Below are 17,372 nucleotides of genomic sequence, written 5' to 3'. Positions count from 1 at the left end.
ACGTCAGAGACAAAAGGAAGCCGCGCCGAGACAGCGTTCCAGAGCGGCAGGGCTATCTGCCGATTCACCGCCTGAGCATGGCCGAAATGCCATGGCGGACAAAGGGAAGATATTGGGCAAAGCGGAGCCCCGCATGTCTTGCAAGCCGTGCCGCCGGGTGCTCGCCTGAGTAGAGACCGACAAGCATGTTGGTGGCATGATAGAGCGGTGCCGCCGACAGGCGCAGCCGGCTTTCGTATCTGCCGAGCATGTCGGGATCGGCAATGTCGCGGCGGGCGTGACATGCTGTCAGGATTTTACGAGCGAGTTGCTTCTGGCCGCTGAGGCCGATAACGGACGTCACGCTTTTCGGCAACGGTGCCATTGCTCAACTGAGGCAGCGTTTCGGAGCCGAATGTCACCCCGTCAGTCGGCTTTTTTGCGGAAGTTGGAAACCACAAGAACACGCCTAGCAACCTCTGGACCTGGATAGGCAGCGGCGGCTGCATGCCCGCCTTTTGTTTCTAGCACTGCTTTTATCTTTCGGCGACAGGCGGTGACTTGTGCTCCAAGGTCATGAGAACACGCCTTGATTGATTTTTTCATCCGACTAGATTGTACCCGCGCGTTCATCTGGGCGCCGATTCGTGATCCTGCCGGACGACAGGCAAGGCTTTTTCGGATCGGAAACCCCGTCACCTGGAGTGCTTCGGATGAGTGTGTCCTCAACGCCGCGTGCTGCCAAACGAGAGGCTCATCGAGGGTCGCAGTGGCTTAAGTGGGATCTGCATTTACACGCGCCCGGTACGAAGCTCTCTTGCGGATATGGCAAACCGGAGGACGCGACGTGGAAACGCTTCGTGGCTATTCTCGAACAATCCGAGGTCAAGGCCTTTGGCATAACGGACTATTTTTCATTCGACGGCTACCTGAACACCGTCAAGTGGTATCGCCAATCGTATCCGGACTCGACCAAGCTAGTGATCCCGAACCTAGAGCTGCGTTTGACCGAGACGGTCAGCATCGACGGCAAAAACGTCAACGCGCATGTTCTGGTAGACCCGGCTGTCGCGACGGCCGAAGCCTTGAGTAAATTCCTCAACGACCTCGAAACGCACATATCCGTTGGTGGCAGACGGTTACGCTGCAGTGAACTGACGTCTGCGAACTACGCTGCGGCGACCGTCAGCATACATGATGTTAAGGACTCGCTAAAAGGATGCTTCGCGCCGGAGCAATACATTATCGTCACCGCCGCCGGAAACGATGGCCTACGCGGTACCGCCAAAAATTCCCAGCGTAGCAAATCCATTTCCGATGAACTCGACAGGATCAGTAGGGCCTTCTTTGGGAAGTCGAACAGCACGGCATTCTTCCTGAGCGACTCTCGGTACGAGGACGGGTCGAAGTCCGAGCCTAAGCCCCTCTATGACGCCAGTGACGCTCATTCCTTCGAGGACCTCGGACGTTTGACAGGTGACGAGCCGAGCTATCAATCGACCTGGATCAAGGCCAATCTGACTTTCCGAGGTCTCCGGCAGACGATCTTTGAACCGGAACATCGCGTCTTTGTTGGAGACCGTCCAACCGTTCTCGTCCGGCTCGAGCGAGAGGCGACGCAGTTCATCGACAGGCTGGAGATCAATGCCCTCGCCACCTATGCCGATCATAACGGCACCTGGTTTCGGAACGTCGAAATCCCGTTCAACCCTGAACTGACTGCCATAATCGGCAACAAGGGAAGCGGCAAAAGCGCCGTCGCGGACATTGTCGCGCTGCTCGGAAATACTCGCCAAGCGAAATATTTCTCGTTTCTAACCGACAGTCAGACGAACAAGAAATTCAAGCGGCCCGGCTTCGCCGAGAATTTTTCGGGTCGTCTCGTATGGAAGAGTGGGAGCGTTGTTGAACGGACACTGAGCGATGATGTCGATGAACTCGAGCCGGAGGCGGTCAAATACCTACCACAGAACTACTTCGAGAGCCTGACGAACGAAATCGAAGTCCAGGCGCTGCGCCGGGAAATCGAAGACGTCGTATTTTCACACGTCGACATCAGCGACAAGATGGACGCCAAGAGCTTCCGCGATCTCGAAGAACGGAAGACGTTGAACAGTCGACAGGAAGCTAGCCAGATCAAAACGAAGCTGCGGGAACTCAACATCAGGATTCTCGAACTCGAGGACCAGAGCGAACCTGCATTCAAGACCAAACTGCAGGCGGAACTAGGGGTCCTTCAGAAGCAGGTGTTCGCACTCGAAGCGTCGAAGCCTCCGGAGGAAGCTGCCCCGGCTGCTCAGAGTGCGGAACAGGAAGCGGCGACAGAAGAAATCGCGTCACAAACCCGGTTGCTGGATGACCTTTCTGCGCGTGAAAAGAGCGCCGTCACGCGGCTCGGCTGGCACAAGACTACCCTGCAAGAGGCCAGTGAATTCAAGGACGCCGTAAATGCCCTGAAAAACCGTGTGCAAGGCGACAAGGAGGCTTTTAAAACTAAGTATAGCGCTCTCGGCTTAGATGTTGATCAGGTCATCCGTATTACCGTTAACCTCGAAGAAGTCACGAAGAAGATTGAGGATGCGAACGAAGAAATCGCTCAGATTGAGCGCGAGAGCGCCATTGTTTTCGATTCAAAGACCGATCTTTCCAAAGTCGCCAGTGCACCCGAGCTTCGTGCTGCGCAGAAATATATTGCCGATCGCATTGCCGAGACGCGCGCCGCTCTCTCGGCACCTCAACAGCGTTATCAAAGGTATGTGCAGGCCGTCCGCGAAATATCCGAGCAGATCAGCGATATCGTCGGTCAAAAGGCCTCGCCGAAATTAGGGACGATCGCGGAACTAGAGGCCCGCATTGCCCGGATCGACAACGATCTGCCGGGTGAATTGTCCAAGGCGTTTGAGGACCGTAAGGCACTTTGCTTGACCCTCTTCGAAAGCAAGCACAAGATAAGAACGTTTTACGAGGGTTTGAAAACCAAGGTTGAGTCGCGGCTCACTGCGGTGAGTACCGGGGACTTCAAGGTGTCGATCGACGCGTCTTTTGTACCGTCTCCCAAGTTCGGTGATGAATTCTTCAACCATCTGAACCAAAACGTGAGCGGCCCCTTCCGCGGAGTCGCGGAAGGCGCGCGCGCCCTTCAACAGAAGCTATCGATAGTCGACTGGAACTCCTTCGAAAGCATCTTTGCCTTTGTGCACGATGTGGTCGGATCGATGAAATCCGGTGGCATCAGACGGCAGACCAAAGACGTCAAGAAATTCTACGAGTTCCTTTATTCCCTCGGATACTTCGAACCCCGGTACGAGTTGAGACTGGGAGGCAAAGACCTGAACCAGCTTTCCCCCGGAGAGAAGGGGCTTCTGCTGCTGGTCTTCTACCTACACCTAGACACCGACAGCTCGCCCCTCATCATCGACCAACCCGAAGACAATCTCGACAACGACAGCATATTTGCGGTACTCGCAAGGTGTATTCGCGACGCGAAGAAAACCCGGCAGGTCATATTGGTGACGCATAACCCAAACCTCGCGATCGGAGCCGACGCCGAACAAATCGTCTATGTCCGGTTGGACAAGGTGAACGGTTACAGGTTCAGCTATGATTGCGGCGCGATCGAGAACCCGAACACCAATGGCCATATCGTAAGGGTGCTCGAAGGGTCGCGGCCAGCCTTCGTACAACGTCGACTCAAGTATCAAATCACCTGATGGCGGGGTATTGCGGCGTTGCTTTGTTTTGTAACGTCCGCTCCTGGCGTTTCCGGACGTGGTCAATGGCGAAGCATCCGATGCGGACGACCGAAATGAGGCGCAAAGTTGCCGGGGGATCTTGGCAAGCAAGGCTAGGGGTAAGAAGCCGCAATTGCCGGCAGCGCGGCCAACGCCAAGCGATTTCCTTGTAGATTGGAAGACGCTGTTTGGGCGGCCATCCTATTCGAGTTGGTGGATGGTAGTCCCTGGCACAACTGCCTTGGCGATTTCGCATAAATGCTTGTGATGCGTTAGATATATCACCTGACCCATGCCCGCCATTTCGCCGAAAAGCCTGAACACTTCTTCAGACCGGATATGGTCGAACGTCTCCATGATGTCGTCCGCGACGAATGGGACCGACTGTCGGAATTGCGCGAATTCGTAATATCCAGCGAGTCTCAGGGCCAGATAGAGCTGAAACCGCGCGCCTTTTGACAGCGCATCGGCGACCTTGGATTGGCCGTCGCGCTGCATCGCGATCAGGACCTCGCCACCCTTCACGGGCTGCGTCGTGAGGCCAGAATGCTGGCCTTGCGTCATCAGCTTGAAAGCGTCCGATGCACGCGCCATCATTCCTGACCGGTGGCGCTCGCGATAGGCGCGCAGAGCATTCCCGGCTGACATGATGCCGAGCTTCAGTTCAATATAGCGAACCGCGCTGTCCTCGATTTCCAGCAGAATGGTTCGGCGTTCGGCGTCGAGCCGAGCGACAGCGCCGTCGCCTCCAATCTCGTCAATCTTATCCGCAGCGCGCGTTTGTCGGATCAGCTGTTGTTGGAGGAAGCTGTCTAGCTGCTGGAGCCTCTGCTCGCCTTGTCCCTTCTCGATCGCCAGGCCGTCGAAGTCGATTTCGTCAAGGACCGAGCGGGCCTGCTCAAACTTCTCCAATGAAAGTTCAGCCGCCACGCGATCCTCAAGCTCGGCCACGCTGGTGCGCAGACGATCCCTCTCGCGCAGCAACTCGTCGCGGTGCGCCACATCGGTTAAGGTTTCGACGCCGAACGCGATCAGCACCTCATTCTTGCGGCGCTCATGGACCGAAGTCTCATTGTCGAGGACATTGCGCTCGCCTTGCAAGCGTTTGAGATCGGCCAAAAAGCCTGCCTTCGAGTCACGCGCCCTTTCAGCGCGATCCAAGCGGTCGCCAACGCGAACCGCTAACTGCTCCGGCTCTCCATCCTTCGTAGCCTCTCCCAGATCTGCTGCGATAGAGCTGACCTCACTGAGGAAATCGGCCCTGTCAGCTTCCATTTTGTCGATGCGCAGCTGAAGGGCGTCTCGCTCTTGCACGCTTTTGGCCAGATTACTCAACTGTTCGAGCACTGTGCTTAAGCCGGAAGCGGATACGCCGCTCTCGAGCCAAGTTCCCTTGAGCGTCTCACCTGTCGTGGCGAGCCACTCCTCCTCGCGCCGCTCCGCCATGGCGAGAGCCCGACGCCTGACGGTAAGATCCTCCTCCCTGCCATTCACGGTTCTTAGTGCTTCAGCGTATTCTGCGTCTAACTTGCGCTGCCGCTCTAGAAACAATTCCGCGAGGGCCATAGCGGCTTCAAGCGTGTCATGCGGCGCCGGTACTATTCCGACGCTCGTCAACGCCCTGATAAGTTCCAGTCGGATCTGCTCGCCCGCCTCGGCAGCCCGGTCCGCCCTCTTCCGAGAGAGCTCGATCTGCCGCCATTCACCGAGTGCATCAGCACGCAACTCAATTCGATCGTCCAAGCGCTGTACCAGGCGCTCTAGTGATGGCTCGATCACGTCTTCTAGCAACGCACCGCCGGCCTGACGGACTTCAGCCATCTTGGTTTCATGATCGAGGGCAAGCTGCGCGTATTGTTGACGCAAACGAGACAAATCCGCCGAAGTTTCGCCAAGCGCCCTGGTCGTTGCGCGTATCTCTGCCAAATCCGACGCGTTCGCTAGACGGCCCGTGCCGACGCCATCGTCGCGGGCTAGCGCTAGAGCAAAGTCATCAGCTGTTTCGCTGGTCAGCGCCGCCCTATGCGTTTCCCAAGCTGCGTCACGTGCTCGTCGGCTCACTGCAGCGGCTTCGTCGTCAGCCACATCGATCGACACACGAAATGCTTCGAGTCGTGCCGATTGCCTCGTGGAATTGCTCTCACATTCCTCAAGGCGTTCGGCGATCACCGAGCTGGTTCTGGCTAAATCTGTTGCGGCCATTTTCCAGGAAGCAATCTGCCCAGCGCTCGGAACAGCGATGCTCGCGAGCGCGCTCGCATCGCCGGCCCACGGCGGCAGCTGAGCCCGCAACTCCTCGAATCGTATTGTACCCGCATCTTCCTCCTCGCGGGCCGCCGCAACTTCCGCGAACTGGTTGCTGGCGCGGGCCTTCGACAATGCTGAACTGAGCTTCGCTCTGACGGATTCGGGCACGGCTCTTTCTTCGCCAACTCGCTGTCGAGCCAATTGGAGCGCATCGATAGCAGCCGCAATTTCGTCATGGGCAGCGCTTGCCGCCGTGGCGATCCCGGATCGCTGCTCAGTCATTGTGCGCAAGACGCCCACCGTCGCTGCTGGCAAAAGTAGCTTCGCAGGATCCTGTTCAGAAGTGCGTCCCAACGCGCTAAGGCAAGTCGCTACGGTGTTGTCGAGGATCTGCAGCTGGAACTTGCGAGTGGGCAAATCAAGGCCTGCCGACGAATAGCGCACCTTGCTCTCTGCCAAGCTTCTGATGCGCTCCGAGACCCCCAAGATCAGCTCGTCTACGTCGAGGAATGCAATGCTTGACGTCAGACGTTCAACTTCGCCGACATTGCCCGCCAAACGCGTTCTCAAGCTCGCATCGTCACCAATCAGCTCCGCGATCGAGCCCGCCCAAGTGCGCGTAGGTGAAGCGGTTTTCGGCAATCCGTCTAATTGGACGAGCTTGCGCCGAATATCTGCCACCATCGGCCGTGCACGCTCGAACCGCGCAATCGCCTCCAGCCGGTTCGCCAGCACCGCTCGTTCATTGATCAGGGCGTCGTATTGTTGTGCCGCGTCGCGACGTTCAGCCTCCAGTCCTTCGTAGGTCGAAGCAAGTGTGTCGATATCATCCTTCCGAGTTTTTAGGTCGGCCAGCCGCCTCTTGAGCAGCGCGATCTCGGTACCTTGGGCCTGCTTGCGATGTAGCGCGTCGGCCTCTGCATCCAAGGCATTTAGCGTATCGCTTGCATGGCCAAGTCCTGCGCTGGCGGTGAATAACAGCTTGCCGAGATCACCGCGCGATTCCAGGATCGCCTTTCCACCGGCTTCCAGCGTCTCGTCATCCAAGGAAAACATTGTCGCGTAGGCATCGCGAGACAGGCCGGCGAGGTGTGCCGAGATTGCCATCTCACTGACCGGCTTGCCGGTCGCATCAAGGAGCGAATTGTTCCGCTGTTTCGTGCGGGTAAATGAATGCTCCAGACCTGCCAGTTCGAGCACTCCACCAAGGCGCATGGCGCTATACTCGTGAATGAAGTTGTATTTGCTACGCTCCTCGATCCCGAACAAGAGGTCGAGAAAGCCAGAAAGAGCGGTCGACTTGCCAGCCTCATTCAGGCCGAACACGATATGCAAATCAGGGCCGGACGTGGGCTTCGGTCCAAAGTCGATCCTACGATCGGTGAAGTTCCCATAGCGAACGAGGTCAAGGCGTCGCAGTCTCATGACGAGGCACCAGCCTTGAGACGTGCGGTGACCTGGTCAATGCCCCTGGCCAGCGCTGTATCTAGGAAAAGGTCGAGGTCGGCTTCGCTCTTGCCAGCAAAGTCGCGGCCTTCCGCCGGAAGTTCGGCAACTGTCTTTTGAATGAACGCCCTCGCCTCGGCGCGGAACGCCTCGGACGTGGCGTCACTGCGCATCGACGCGGCTAGCTCATAAATTGGATCAGCGGTGTCCTCAACTGCTTCGGTCCCAGGTGAAAGGACGTTGAGATCGAGCTTTTCGATCCACGTGTCACCCAGTTGCCCGGCCACCTGTTGAGCTTCGGCAAGGAGGAGGTCCCTGTCGCGAATGAGCTGCCACGACAACGGTGTCGCTCCGCTCAAATCGACTCGTGCCAGAACGTGCCGCGATCGAACATTGGATCGCAGCTGTTCAAGTGCGTCTCGAATGCGCGTGACGACTTCGGGCCACTCAACGGTTCCGATAAGGTCGATGTTGAGGCGTTCGAACTGCGCGACGCTGGTCAGCCGTTCCTCGATCTCAACAGAACCGTGATCACGTATCGTCACAAGCGTTGCCGATTTTTCGCCCGCCTCGTTGATATCCCTGCCTTGCGGAATACCCGGCATCACGACCGTTGCGCGTGCCCCTGGATAGACCTGGCGAACATGGATGTGTCCGAGCGCCCAGTAGTCGAAACCATGATTGTGCAAGTCAGCCACACTGCAGGGCGCGTACACGTCGTGACCGAGCGAACCGGCCATGCTGGTATGCATGATACCGACATTGACCGCGCCTTCACGAGGTGTTGGGTACTTGGGCAACAGACTTTCTGGCGCCTTCGAATGCGTAAAACTCAGGCCATGGAACATCACATCCAGACCACCTGAAGTCTGCAATACCGATTGGGCGCGGCCGCCGAAAATAGTCACGCTGTCCGGAAACACGAGCTGTTTTGAGATGCGTGAGAGGGCATCATGGTTGCCGCGGATCTTGAAGACCCTAATACCAGCCTGGTGCAGCCGTCCGATCTGTGTCGCGATGAACCGCGCAGTCTTCATCGAAGTCTGATCGCCATCGTAGAGGTCGCCCGCAATGACCAGCGCATCCACGCGTTCCTCCAGGCACAAATCCACTATCGAAATGAAGGCTTGGCGGCTGGCGTCTCCCACGAGCTCTGCGAGTTCGAGGTTTCGCAACGCTAGCGAACGCAGCGGTGAATCCAGATGAATGTCTGCCGTATGAACAAATCGAAACGCCATTCAGCCTCCAGCCAAGGGCAGAGTTTGTCCCCAGGTTCGCCACGATCTGGCGAGGGTGGCGGTCCACCCTCGCGTCCTCGCTGATTTCTTACTGACCGTTTGCGCCGTCTATCAGCAGGCCGTCTTGGTACCGCAACGATCCATTCGCAACAGCACCGGCGACCGCCGCTGAAATCAATTGCCTCAGCTGCGCGCTCGTGGCTTTGAAGCCCAGCATCCTCGAGACGCTTGTTGCGATTTCGTCCTCCGTCGCGCCGAGATTGGATCTCACCACCTCGATTGCACCCTGGGCAACTTCCTCCGAGGAGATCATTTCTGGCTTACGCAATCCAGGGGACATGACACCACTGCGGTCGCGTAGCTGAATAGGCGCGCCCGGTTTGAAGCAGAAGTCGCCTCGACGCGCCACCACTCCCCGCGCTTCGGCGATAACAAGACCACGCTCAATCGCGTCCTGAATCCTGCCGCCGGCCCGCTGTAGGCCCCATGCATCCCGAATGCGCGATACTACCTCATCGAGATGGACTGGCGTCTCTGCGGCGACGATTTGCTCGACCAGCCCAGCCAGGAGACCGGTGGGCGTCTCGTGAAGTTCAAACCGCTCGGGCGGTCTCTGTACACTTGCTTCTGCGTAGGCTCGATCTGGTGTCGCGGCTCCATTCGTAGTCTCCAAGGCGATTTCGGTGACGTTACCCCGGTCGACCGTTACGACTTGTACGGCCGCCCCACGGCTTCTCTGGTTTCCCAACTCCGCCCGTTCAGCAAGTTCTCTCGTTGCAGCCTCGATCGCCGCCACCGTCCGCTCGAGCTGTTCACGCGGACGCTGGAACCAATCGGCACTCCAGATGCGGTGAATTATCCAGCCGTGGTCTTCGAGCACAGCCTGGCGAAGCCGATCCCGATCTCTTGCGGAGCGGGAGGAGTGATACTCGGCACCGTCGCATTCGATGCCCAGCAGGTAGCGCCCTGGCCGCTCCGGATCAGCAACTGCCAGATCGATGAAGAAGCCCGCGATACCCACCTGTGCATGGACCTGATAGCCTCGTTCAATCAAGGCGTTGGCTACCTGTTCTTCAAAGATTGAATCCATCTCTCTGGTCGTCGTCTGAGCAAGCGAGATGCGTCCAGTCCTCGCGTAGTGCAAAAAGAGCTTGAAGGCAAAGACCCCCTTACCCTTTCCGCGCTCGAGGTCGATGTCCTCATCTGTTATCGACGCGTACACCTCACAGGCACGCTTAGCCCGGCTTATGAGAACGTTGAGTCGACGTTCTCCGCCTTCCGAACCGAGTGGGCCGAAGCGCATGGCCATGTAGCCCTGGGAATTCTTCGCGTATCCCACCGAGATCATGATCACGTCCCGCTCGTCGCCTTGAACGTTCTCCAGGTTCTTGACGAAAAACGGCTCACTCGGATGGGCGTGGAAGAAGTCTTCGGTGTCCGGATTCAACCGCCGCAGGGCTTCAAGCTCATCTTGGATCGCACGGCGTTGGCTGACAGAAAAAGTCGCAACGCCAAGAGACTCTTGTGGATTGGACTTCGCGTGACGAATGATCGCTTCTGCTACGGCACGCGCCTCGATCGGGTTCGTCCCTGTCCCACCTGAATCGAACACTCCGTCCGGCACGTAATGGAACCGCAGCCCCATACCAGCCTCTTGGGTATACGGACTTGGGACGATGAAGAGCCGGTTGTCGTAGAACTGGCTATTCGACACGGCGATGAGCGATTGATGTCGACTGCGGTAGTGCCAGCGAAGCATGCGCTGTGGCAAACCACGGGCTGTGAAAAGCCCGAGAATGCTCTCGATGTCAGCGACTTGCGCACCCTCGCCGTCGTCATCTTCAGATTGCGAGCCCGTCATCTTCGCAAAGAATGTCGTCGGTGGCAGCTGGCGTTCATCGCCAACGACGACTACCTGGTTCGCCCTGGCAATTGCGCCGAGTGCGTCCACCGGCTGGATCTGAGACGCTTCGTCCATAACCAGGAGGTCGAACGACATTCGACCGGGCGACAAGAACTGCGCCACCGAAAGTGGGCTCATCATGAACACCGGCTTTAACGCCTGGACAGCAGGTCCTGCCCTCAGCATCAACTGCCGGATAGGCATATGGCCTCTTCTGCGCGCCATCTCAGATCGAAGCAAACCGACAGGCCCAGCTCCGCCATCTCTTGAGGGGATCTTGCGATGATGCGCGGTCACGACCTCGATGGCGCTAGCCTTGATCCTCTGCCGGTCCAAATCCGCAAAGTCGCGAACAGCTCTCGAATGTAGCTCGCCGTCAAACCTCCCGAGGTCCGGCTCCTTGTTCGCCATCGCCGTCAGCATTTTCTCGTAATAGGCCATGTCGAAGACCGATCGCGCCGATGCGGTTGGAACCTGGCCATTGGCCAGGCCGCCGATCAACTGTCCTAGTCCCGCCTTTCGGGCAGTCTCAGATCGTTCTTCGTAGGCAACCCATTTCGAGAGCTGTTCCTGATGCTCGACCCAGCTCTCCAATCGGGCAATCAACTCAGCAATCACGACCTCAGAGAAATCGCCTACTCCGAACAAAGACGAAGCATCAGCTTTCAAATCCTCCGCAAGCGCCTTCAACCGCAGTGCCGCGGCCTGGGTCGTTTCTCGCGTTGCACGAGCTGATTGTGCGATCTCGACCCTGTCAGGCAGACGCGCGACCAGATGTCGGAGTGCGGTATTGTTTTTCAACCAGAGCTCGGCCTGCGTAAGCGCGGCCCAGTCGGATCCTCGCCCGAGCCAAGACGAGCCAAATGCGGACATGCCAATGCCGTGAGCAGCATCGATCTCTTGAGCAAGCGTCTGTAGGGCGCCCAGTCGTCGGACGAGCTCCACCCGACCGGATAGCTGATCAGGAAGGCTGGCCAGAACCTCTCGAGACGCTTCGTCCGCTTGAGCCACGGATCGCGCCTTCACTTCCATCAGCTGCAGTGAAGCCCTTTCGGCGGAGGCCACGTCACCCAGCATGGACGGCGCGAGGTGGCCGAGATCATTCCAGAAACCCTCGATCATCGGCCGGCCGATATCGATCACCTTGCGAACCCGGAGCGCCCGCGCGCCCGCTTCAGAGCGCTCGGCCATCCGACCAGCAATAAGTCGCGGTTCCGAGCCAAGTCCCCTTAGCGTGCGCATCCATTCCACTAGAGCCAAGAGCGGTGCCGACGAGGATTTCTCCCGGCGCCAATCTGCTCCGAAGGCGGAACGACCAAAGGCGTCACCGTCACGAACCTTCGTGGCCGCCGCTTGCCCCTTCATCAACACGTCTAGGAGACGCACTGTCTCAGTCGACGGCGCGTTAGGATCGACTAGAAGGGACCGCAGAAGGGCTTTGGCGCGACGGTAGTCGCCGCTCAATGCCTTCAACAGACCCGTGTGACTAGCGAGGGCTTGCCTTGTCGGTGCAACCTCCGTGTTCCAGGCAGCATCGACAACTTTGCCCTTCAGCTCTGCTTGGACTGCCTCAAGCGTCGCGACGCTCTCGGCAAGGTCCGCCGCTTGTTCAAGTCCTGTGTCCCAAACGGTCGCGGCAAACGCTTCAGGGCTCGCGTCAGGGGCGGCCGCAACTCTCTCTCCCGTCACGATCAATCTAACCAGCCCTGCCAACGTGTCCGGTACAACCGTTGATCCCAGCTCCTGGTTCAGCCGCTCCGCTTCATCCCGCAAGCGCGGGAGCAGAACGGTCAGCTGGTGCGCACGGACAAAACCGTCTTTCGGGAATTCCGATGGCAGCTTTGCAAGCTCTGCCTCCAGACCTTCAATTGGGGTGTCGATCGCCGTCGCCACCAAATGCTGCGAAACGTCTTCGAATTTGCGGGCGAAATCCGATCCTGTCCAAAGAAGCGATGAGATCTCCTTAGGATGGTCGTCCCACACCGGCGAGACCAACGCATCGGCGGGAAGCTCTGGTGCGGACGCAAGCAGTTCTGCGCGATCTTCTATGTCGCCGCTGTCGCTGAGAATTCGCGAAGGCCCGGCCTCGGTCCGCGCGGCAATGTCGATCAGTTTTGCCTGCACAGCCTTCGCTTGATCGAGCAATGACCCGATGCGCGGGACGAGCCGCTCGACCGTGGTCGGCAGTACGACGTCCAGGCCTACCCCTCTCCAGGGATGGTGGATGGGTAGCCCGATTTCGTTGATCCGTTGAGAGACCTCGTCGAGAAGCTTCCGGCGTGACGAAACGCCTTCACTCGTCCAATGGATGGCACCCTCGAGCTCGATATCTACGGGTTTTTGCCCGTTCTGCCTGAGCCGGGTTAGCTGGCCGAAAACCTGGTAGGGCGTCAGGGCGGATGCGCCGAACGGAACATGCATCCGGTCGGCATGCGCATTGAGCCTGTCGCGCGCCTGCGACAACTGATCGGTCAGCGCAGATGGGAATTGTCCTCGAGGCGATCCGAGCTGCCAGGTACGACGCAGTTCCTCCAGCATCATGCGCTTGTTCGCCTTGTTGCTGTGGAGTTCCAGGCACACGTCCCCTACCCCGGCATTGTCGAGGCGGCGCTTCACGACCTCCAGCGCGGCCATTTTTTCAGCCACAAAAAGGACGGTCTTTCCGTCGGCCACGGCCGACGCGATAACATTCGCAATTGTCTGCGATTTGCCAGTGCCTGGGGGGCCCTGGATCACAAGGTCGCGACCCTTTCTGACATCATGGATCGCAAGTGTCTGGGAACTGTCGCTGTCGACGATGTGCAACATCTCCGCTGGCGCAATGTGCGGATCAATCGCGATGTCGTCAGACATCAGCGGCTCGCGCGCTTCAAAGCCGTCGGAAAGGAGCGAGCGGATCTTCGGCTGCTCGATTATCTTGGAGGCCTCGGGCCAGATCTCAGGATCAAGATCCCGGTACATCAAGAACTTCGCGAACGAGAAGAAGCCCAGCACCATATCATCCCGGAGCACCTCCCAACCCTCTTTGGTTGAAACCGCTTCGGCCACGGCATCGAGATACTTTGAGGCGTCGAAGTCGTCTCCCGCATCGAAGCTCGGCATGGCGAGCTTGTGCATCCGATCCAGATAGAGCTCAAGGGAGAGGTTCGCGCTCTGATCCTCTGGCCTGGCGCGCAGCCGAAACTTCTCTCCAGCCGTTCCTCGCTCGAGCCGGACCGGCACCAAAATGAGCGGTGCTTGACGGATGTTTTCCTTGTTGTTCGGGTCAATCCACTTCAGCATCCCGAGAGCCAGAAAGAGGATGTTGACGCCCTGCTCCTCCTCTAGCGTCCTGGCATCGTGATGGAGATCGAGAAGCCGGCGTTGCAAGCCGGTGGGGGTCATCCGCGTCTGCAGTTTGGTGTCTGTATGTCGCGCAAACACTCCCCTGTCGTCCACTTTATCGTCCTCTGGCTGAGCAAGGGAAATCGGGGAGTAGTCGATCTCGTCTTCCGTAGCAGAGCCTTCTTGGCCAGCCTTTGGTCTATCAGGCTTGCCTGCGACGAACGTAAAGACCTTCCCTTCATTCACCAGCAACCGATAGACCTCGGATGACCGCTCATCGACGATGTCGATCGTTTTCGCACTCTTTGAAAACCGGGGCACGTTCAAAAGGCGATTACGTGCGGAGAGGTCGAGCAACTCCATCCTGGCGCGCTCGAGCTTCTCCTTTAGCGGTAGATCGCTTTGGAAGACTGACTTTTCGGATTCTGACAATTATGCCCCCACTCCCAGAGCCGAACACTTAGATCCTGCCCAACGGTGGCCGCAACAAAAAAGCTATCCGCATCTCGATAATACTGTTGGCACCGTGCGGTCCGAGCATTGTGAAATGAGATACGTTGGTGACTTGATTTGAGCTAGCGGGCTGTTGAAAAAGGCCCTCGCCACCGGATCGCAGCAATGATTCACTGGCTCCGAAGGGATTCGGAGGTGGCGAGTGCGCGGCGGCGACGATGGAACTGGCGAACTTTTCAGATCCTATGAGGAGGGTGGATAACGACCTGCGCTGTGGCAAGGTCAGGTCGCGTAGTCAACACCTTACCCTGGAGGCAAGCATGCCCGTAGCAGCTCACCAACCCAAAGCGCCGACCGCTATCCGCACCGATCTTGGCGCAATTTTCGTCTCGTTGGAATTGAGTCGCTCGAAATGGTTGATCACCTCGCTGTCGCCGGGTGGCGGCGAGAAGATGTCGAAACATTCGGTGGCGGCCGGCGATGTCGCCGGCATGCTGGCGCGATTTGCCGAGCTCAACAGGAAGGCGCAAGCGCGGACCGGGCGGCACTTTCCGATCATCGTGATCCAGGAGGCCGGGCTCGACGGCTTCTGGATCCACCGCGTGCTACAGGCCGAGGGGATCGAAAGCCACGTCGTCGATCCGGCGTCGATTGCGACCGCGCGCCGGCGGCGCCGGGCAAAGACCGACAAGATCGACGGCGAGGCGCTGGTTCGGGCATTGCTGGCCTATAAGCGGGGTGAACCGCGGGTGTGCGCGATGCTACGGGTACCGATGCCCGAGGAAGAGGACCGCCGCCGCATCTCGCGTGAGCGCAAGGCATTGACGAACGAGCGCGTGCGCCACGTCAACCGCATCAAGGGCCTGCTGTTCAGCCAGGGCGTATCCGGCTACGAGCCGTTGCGCCGCGATCGGCGCAAGCAACTGGCGGCGCTTCAGACCGGCGACGGCCGGCCCTTGCCCGCACATTTGAAGGCGCAGATCGGCCGGGAACTCGATCGACTGGAACTGCTACTGGAGCAGATCAAGGCGGTCGAGGCCGAACGCGATGCCATGCTCGCTGCTGCGCAGGCCGTCTCGCCAGCACCGGCGATGCTGCTCAACCTGAAAGGCATCGGGCCGGAGTTCGCCATTGTCCCTGGTCGGAGGGGCTGTCGCGTCATTTTGACAACCGACGTCAGGTTGCCGCCTATGCCGGCCTGGCGGCGACGCCCTGGAAGAGTGGGGCGATCGATCACGAGCAGGGGGTGTCGAAATCTGGCAATCCGACTCTGCGAACGACGCTGGTCCAGATGGCCTGGCTATGGGTGCGCCATCAACCGCAGTCAGCGCTCACCTTATGGTTCAAGGAGCGGGTGAAGCAGAACAACGGCCGGCTGAAGAAGACAATGATCGTGGCGCTGGCCCGCAAGCTGCTCGTGGCGCTGTGGAAATACATTAACGCCGGCGTTGTCATCGAGGGAGCGATCATGACGTTCGCCTGATGCGCTACACCCATCGAATTCTGCCATCTTCCAGGATCTGATCAGTCCTGGCGGATCCGAGGTGGACGAACCGGCACGTAGCGTGGCTTCAATCGCCGTTGTCTCAGAATGGTCTCGTCTTCCTGAGCCCCTGTCCGCCGCAAGCGGGATGTTGGTGCCGCTGTTTCGAACAGCGACCGTATATAAGTTGGATCTGGCTCGGGAAACGAGCCGCGTCATGCAATCGGGCTCAGACCATGGATACCGTAAAACCAACGGACCCAAAAAAGCGGAGCCCTAAAGGCCTTGACACTCCTCATATAAGCTACGTGGACCTTGAAGTCCGGGTTCGGCGCAATCATCCATTGCGGACGATCCGGACGATCGTGACTGAAGCCCTGTCGACGCTGGAGCGTGAGTTCGCGGCGCTATATTCGCCGATCGGACGGCCATCTATCCCGCCGGAGAAGCTGCTGCGGGCGATGCTTTTGCAGGCGTTCTATTCGATCCGCTCGGAGCGGCTTTTGATGGAACGGTTGGAATACGACCTCCTGTTCCGCTGGTTCGTCGGCATCGGCGTCGACGACGCAGCCTGGGACCATTCGGTGTTCTCCAAAAACCGTGACCGGCTGCTGGAGGGCGATATCGCGGCGAAGTTCCTGGCGGCCGTGCTGGCGCAACCCAAAGTCAAGAAGCTCCTGTCCACGGATCACTTCTCGATCGACGGCACGCTGATCGAGGCCTGGGCTTCGATGAAGAGCGTCAAGCCAAAGGGCGGCCCAAGCGGCGTCATGGCGAACCGCCGGCAGACGGCGGCGGACGCAATGCGGAAGCGGACTTCCACGGCGAGAGGCGATCGAACGAGACGCACACCTCGACTACCGACCCCGACGCCAGGCTCTACCGCAAAGGGCGGGGCAAGGAGGCCAGGTTGTGCTTCATGGGACATGGGTTGATGGAGAACCGCCACGGCCTGCTGGTGGAAGCCTGTCTGACGCTGGCCGACGGACATGCCGAGCGGGTGGCGGCCCTGCACATGATCGAACCTCGTGCCGACCGGCCGCGGGCGATCACGCTCAGCGCCGACAAGGCCTATGACGCAGAGGACTTCGTCAATGAGTTGCGCTCGATGAAGGTGACACCCCACGTAGCGCAGAACACGAACGGCCGTCGTTCGGCGATCGATCGCCGCACCACGCGCCACGGTGGCTATGCCGTCAGCCAGCGCATCAGAAAGCGCATCGAAGAGGCGTTCGGCTGGATCAAAACCGTCGCTGGGCAGGAGAAGACCAAATTGCGCGGCCGCGCGACCGCGTTGGGTGGGCCTTCACCTTCGCGGCCGCCGCCTACAATCTGGTGCGGGTGCCAAGCTCTTGGCGGCGTCGAAATGACCGCGCCCGCGGGCTGGCAACTGATCGGCCGCTGGCGGATCATCGAAGCCGACCTGTGGGATCGCGGTTACCTGAACCTCGGTGGACCCGCAACCATCGCCGTCGGACCCGACAACAACGGCGAGATCGCCTTTGGTGCCCTGCAAGCCGGCCTCGATCTGAGCTACAGCCCCTCGATAGTTCACTTCACATGGGGCG

The 17,372-nt window shown here is 59.0% G+C and carries 4 protein-coding genes and 3 pseudogenes; 3 read left to right on the top strand and 4 right to left on the bottom strand.

Going from position 1 to position 17,372, the window contains the following annotated elements; all coding sequences use genetic code 11:
* Positions 1–64 precede the first annotated feature (64 nt).
* Positions 65–331, bottom strand: a pseudogene (locus NKI50_RS25485) (5-demethoxyubiquinol-8 5-hydroxylase UbiM); the annotation flags it as partial.
* A gap of 361 nt (positions 332–692) precedes the next feature.
* Between NKI50_RS25485 and NKI50_RS25480 the strand changes: the two are divergent.
* Entirely contained in the window at positions 693–3,689 is a 2,997-nt protein-coding gene (locus NKI50_RS25480) for a TrlF family AAA-like ATPase (protein WP_352717993.1), read from the top strand.
* A gap of 222 nt (positions 3,690–3,911) precedes the next feature.
* Here NKI50_RS25480 and NKI50_RS25475 read toward each other — a convergent pair whose 3' ends face one another.
* The 3 genes from NKI50_RS25475 to NKI50_RS25465 all read right to left on the bottom strand — a co-directional run bounded on the left by NKI50_RS25475 (position 3,912) and on the right by NKI50_RS25465 (position 14,300).
* Positions 3,912–7,382 carry an ATP-binding protein gene (locus tag NKI50_RS25475; protein WP_352717933.1) on the bottom strand — a complete coding sequence of 1,157 codons (3,471 nt, stop codon included), beginning with the start codon at positions 7,380–7,382 and terminating at the stop codon, positions 3,912–3,914.
* Complete coding sequence (locus tag NKI50_RS25470; protein ID WP_352717931.1) at positions 7,379–8,641, bottom strand: metallophosphoesterase family protein; 1,263 nt, start codon at positions 8,639–8,641, stop codon at positions 7,379–7,381. Before NKI50_RS25470 ends, NKI50_RS25475 begins: the two co-directional genes overlap by 4 nt.
* A gap of 88 nt (positions 8,642–8,729) precedes the next feature.
* Positions 8,730–14,300, bottom strand: a complete 5,571-nt coding sequence (locus NKI50_RS25465) for a DUF3320 domain-containing protein (protein ID WP_352717929.1) — start codon at positions 14,298–14,300, stop codon at positions 8,730–8,732.
* A gap of 341 nt (positions 14,301–14,641) precedes the next feature.
* Between NKI50_RS25465 and NKI50_RS25460 the strand changes: the two are divergent.
* Together NKI50_RS25460 and NKI50_RS25455 are read left to right on the top strand one after the other, a co-directional pair.
* A pseudogene (locus NKI50_RS25460) lies at positions 14,642–15,804 on the top strand (IS110 family RNA-guided transposase).
* 299 nt (positions 15,805–16,103) lie between these two features.
* Positions 16,104–17,151, top strand: a pseudogene (locus NKI50_RS25455) (IS5 family transposase); the annotation flags it as partial.
* Positions 17,152–17,372 lie beyond the last annotated feature (221 nt).

The sequence above is a fragment of the Mesorhizobium sp. M0563 genome, assembly GCF_040321065.1.
Classification (GTDB): Bacteria; Pseudomonadota; Alphaproteobacteria; order Rhizobiales; family Rhizobiaceae; genus Mesorhizobium.
The sequence above is the reverse complement of the archived record's forward strand: the minus strand, read 5'-3'. Positions and strand labels throughout refer to the sequence as shown.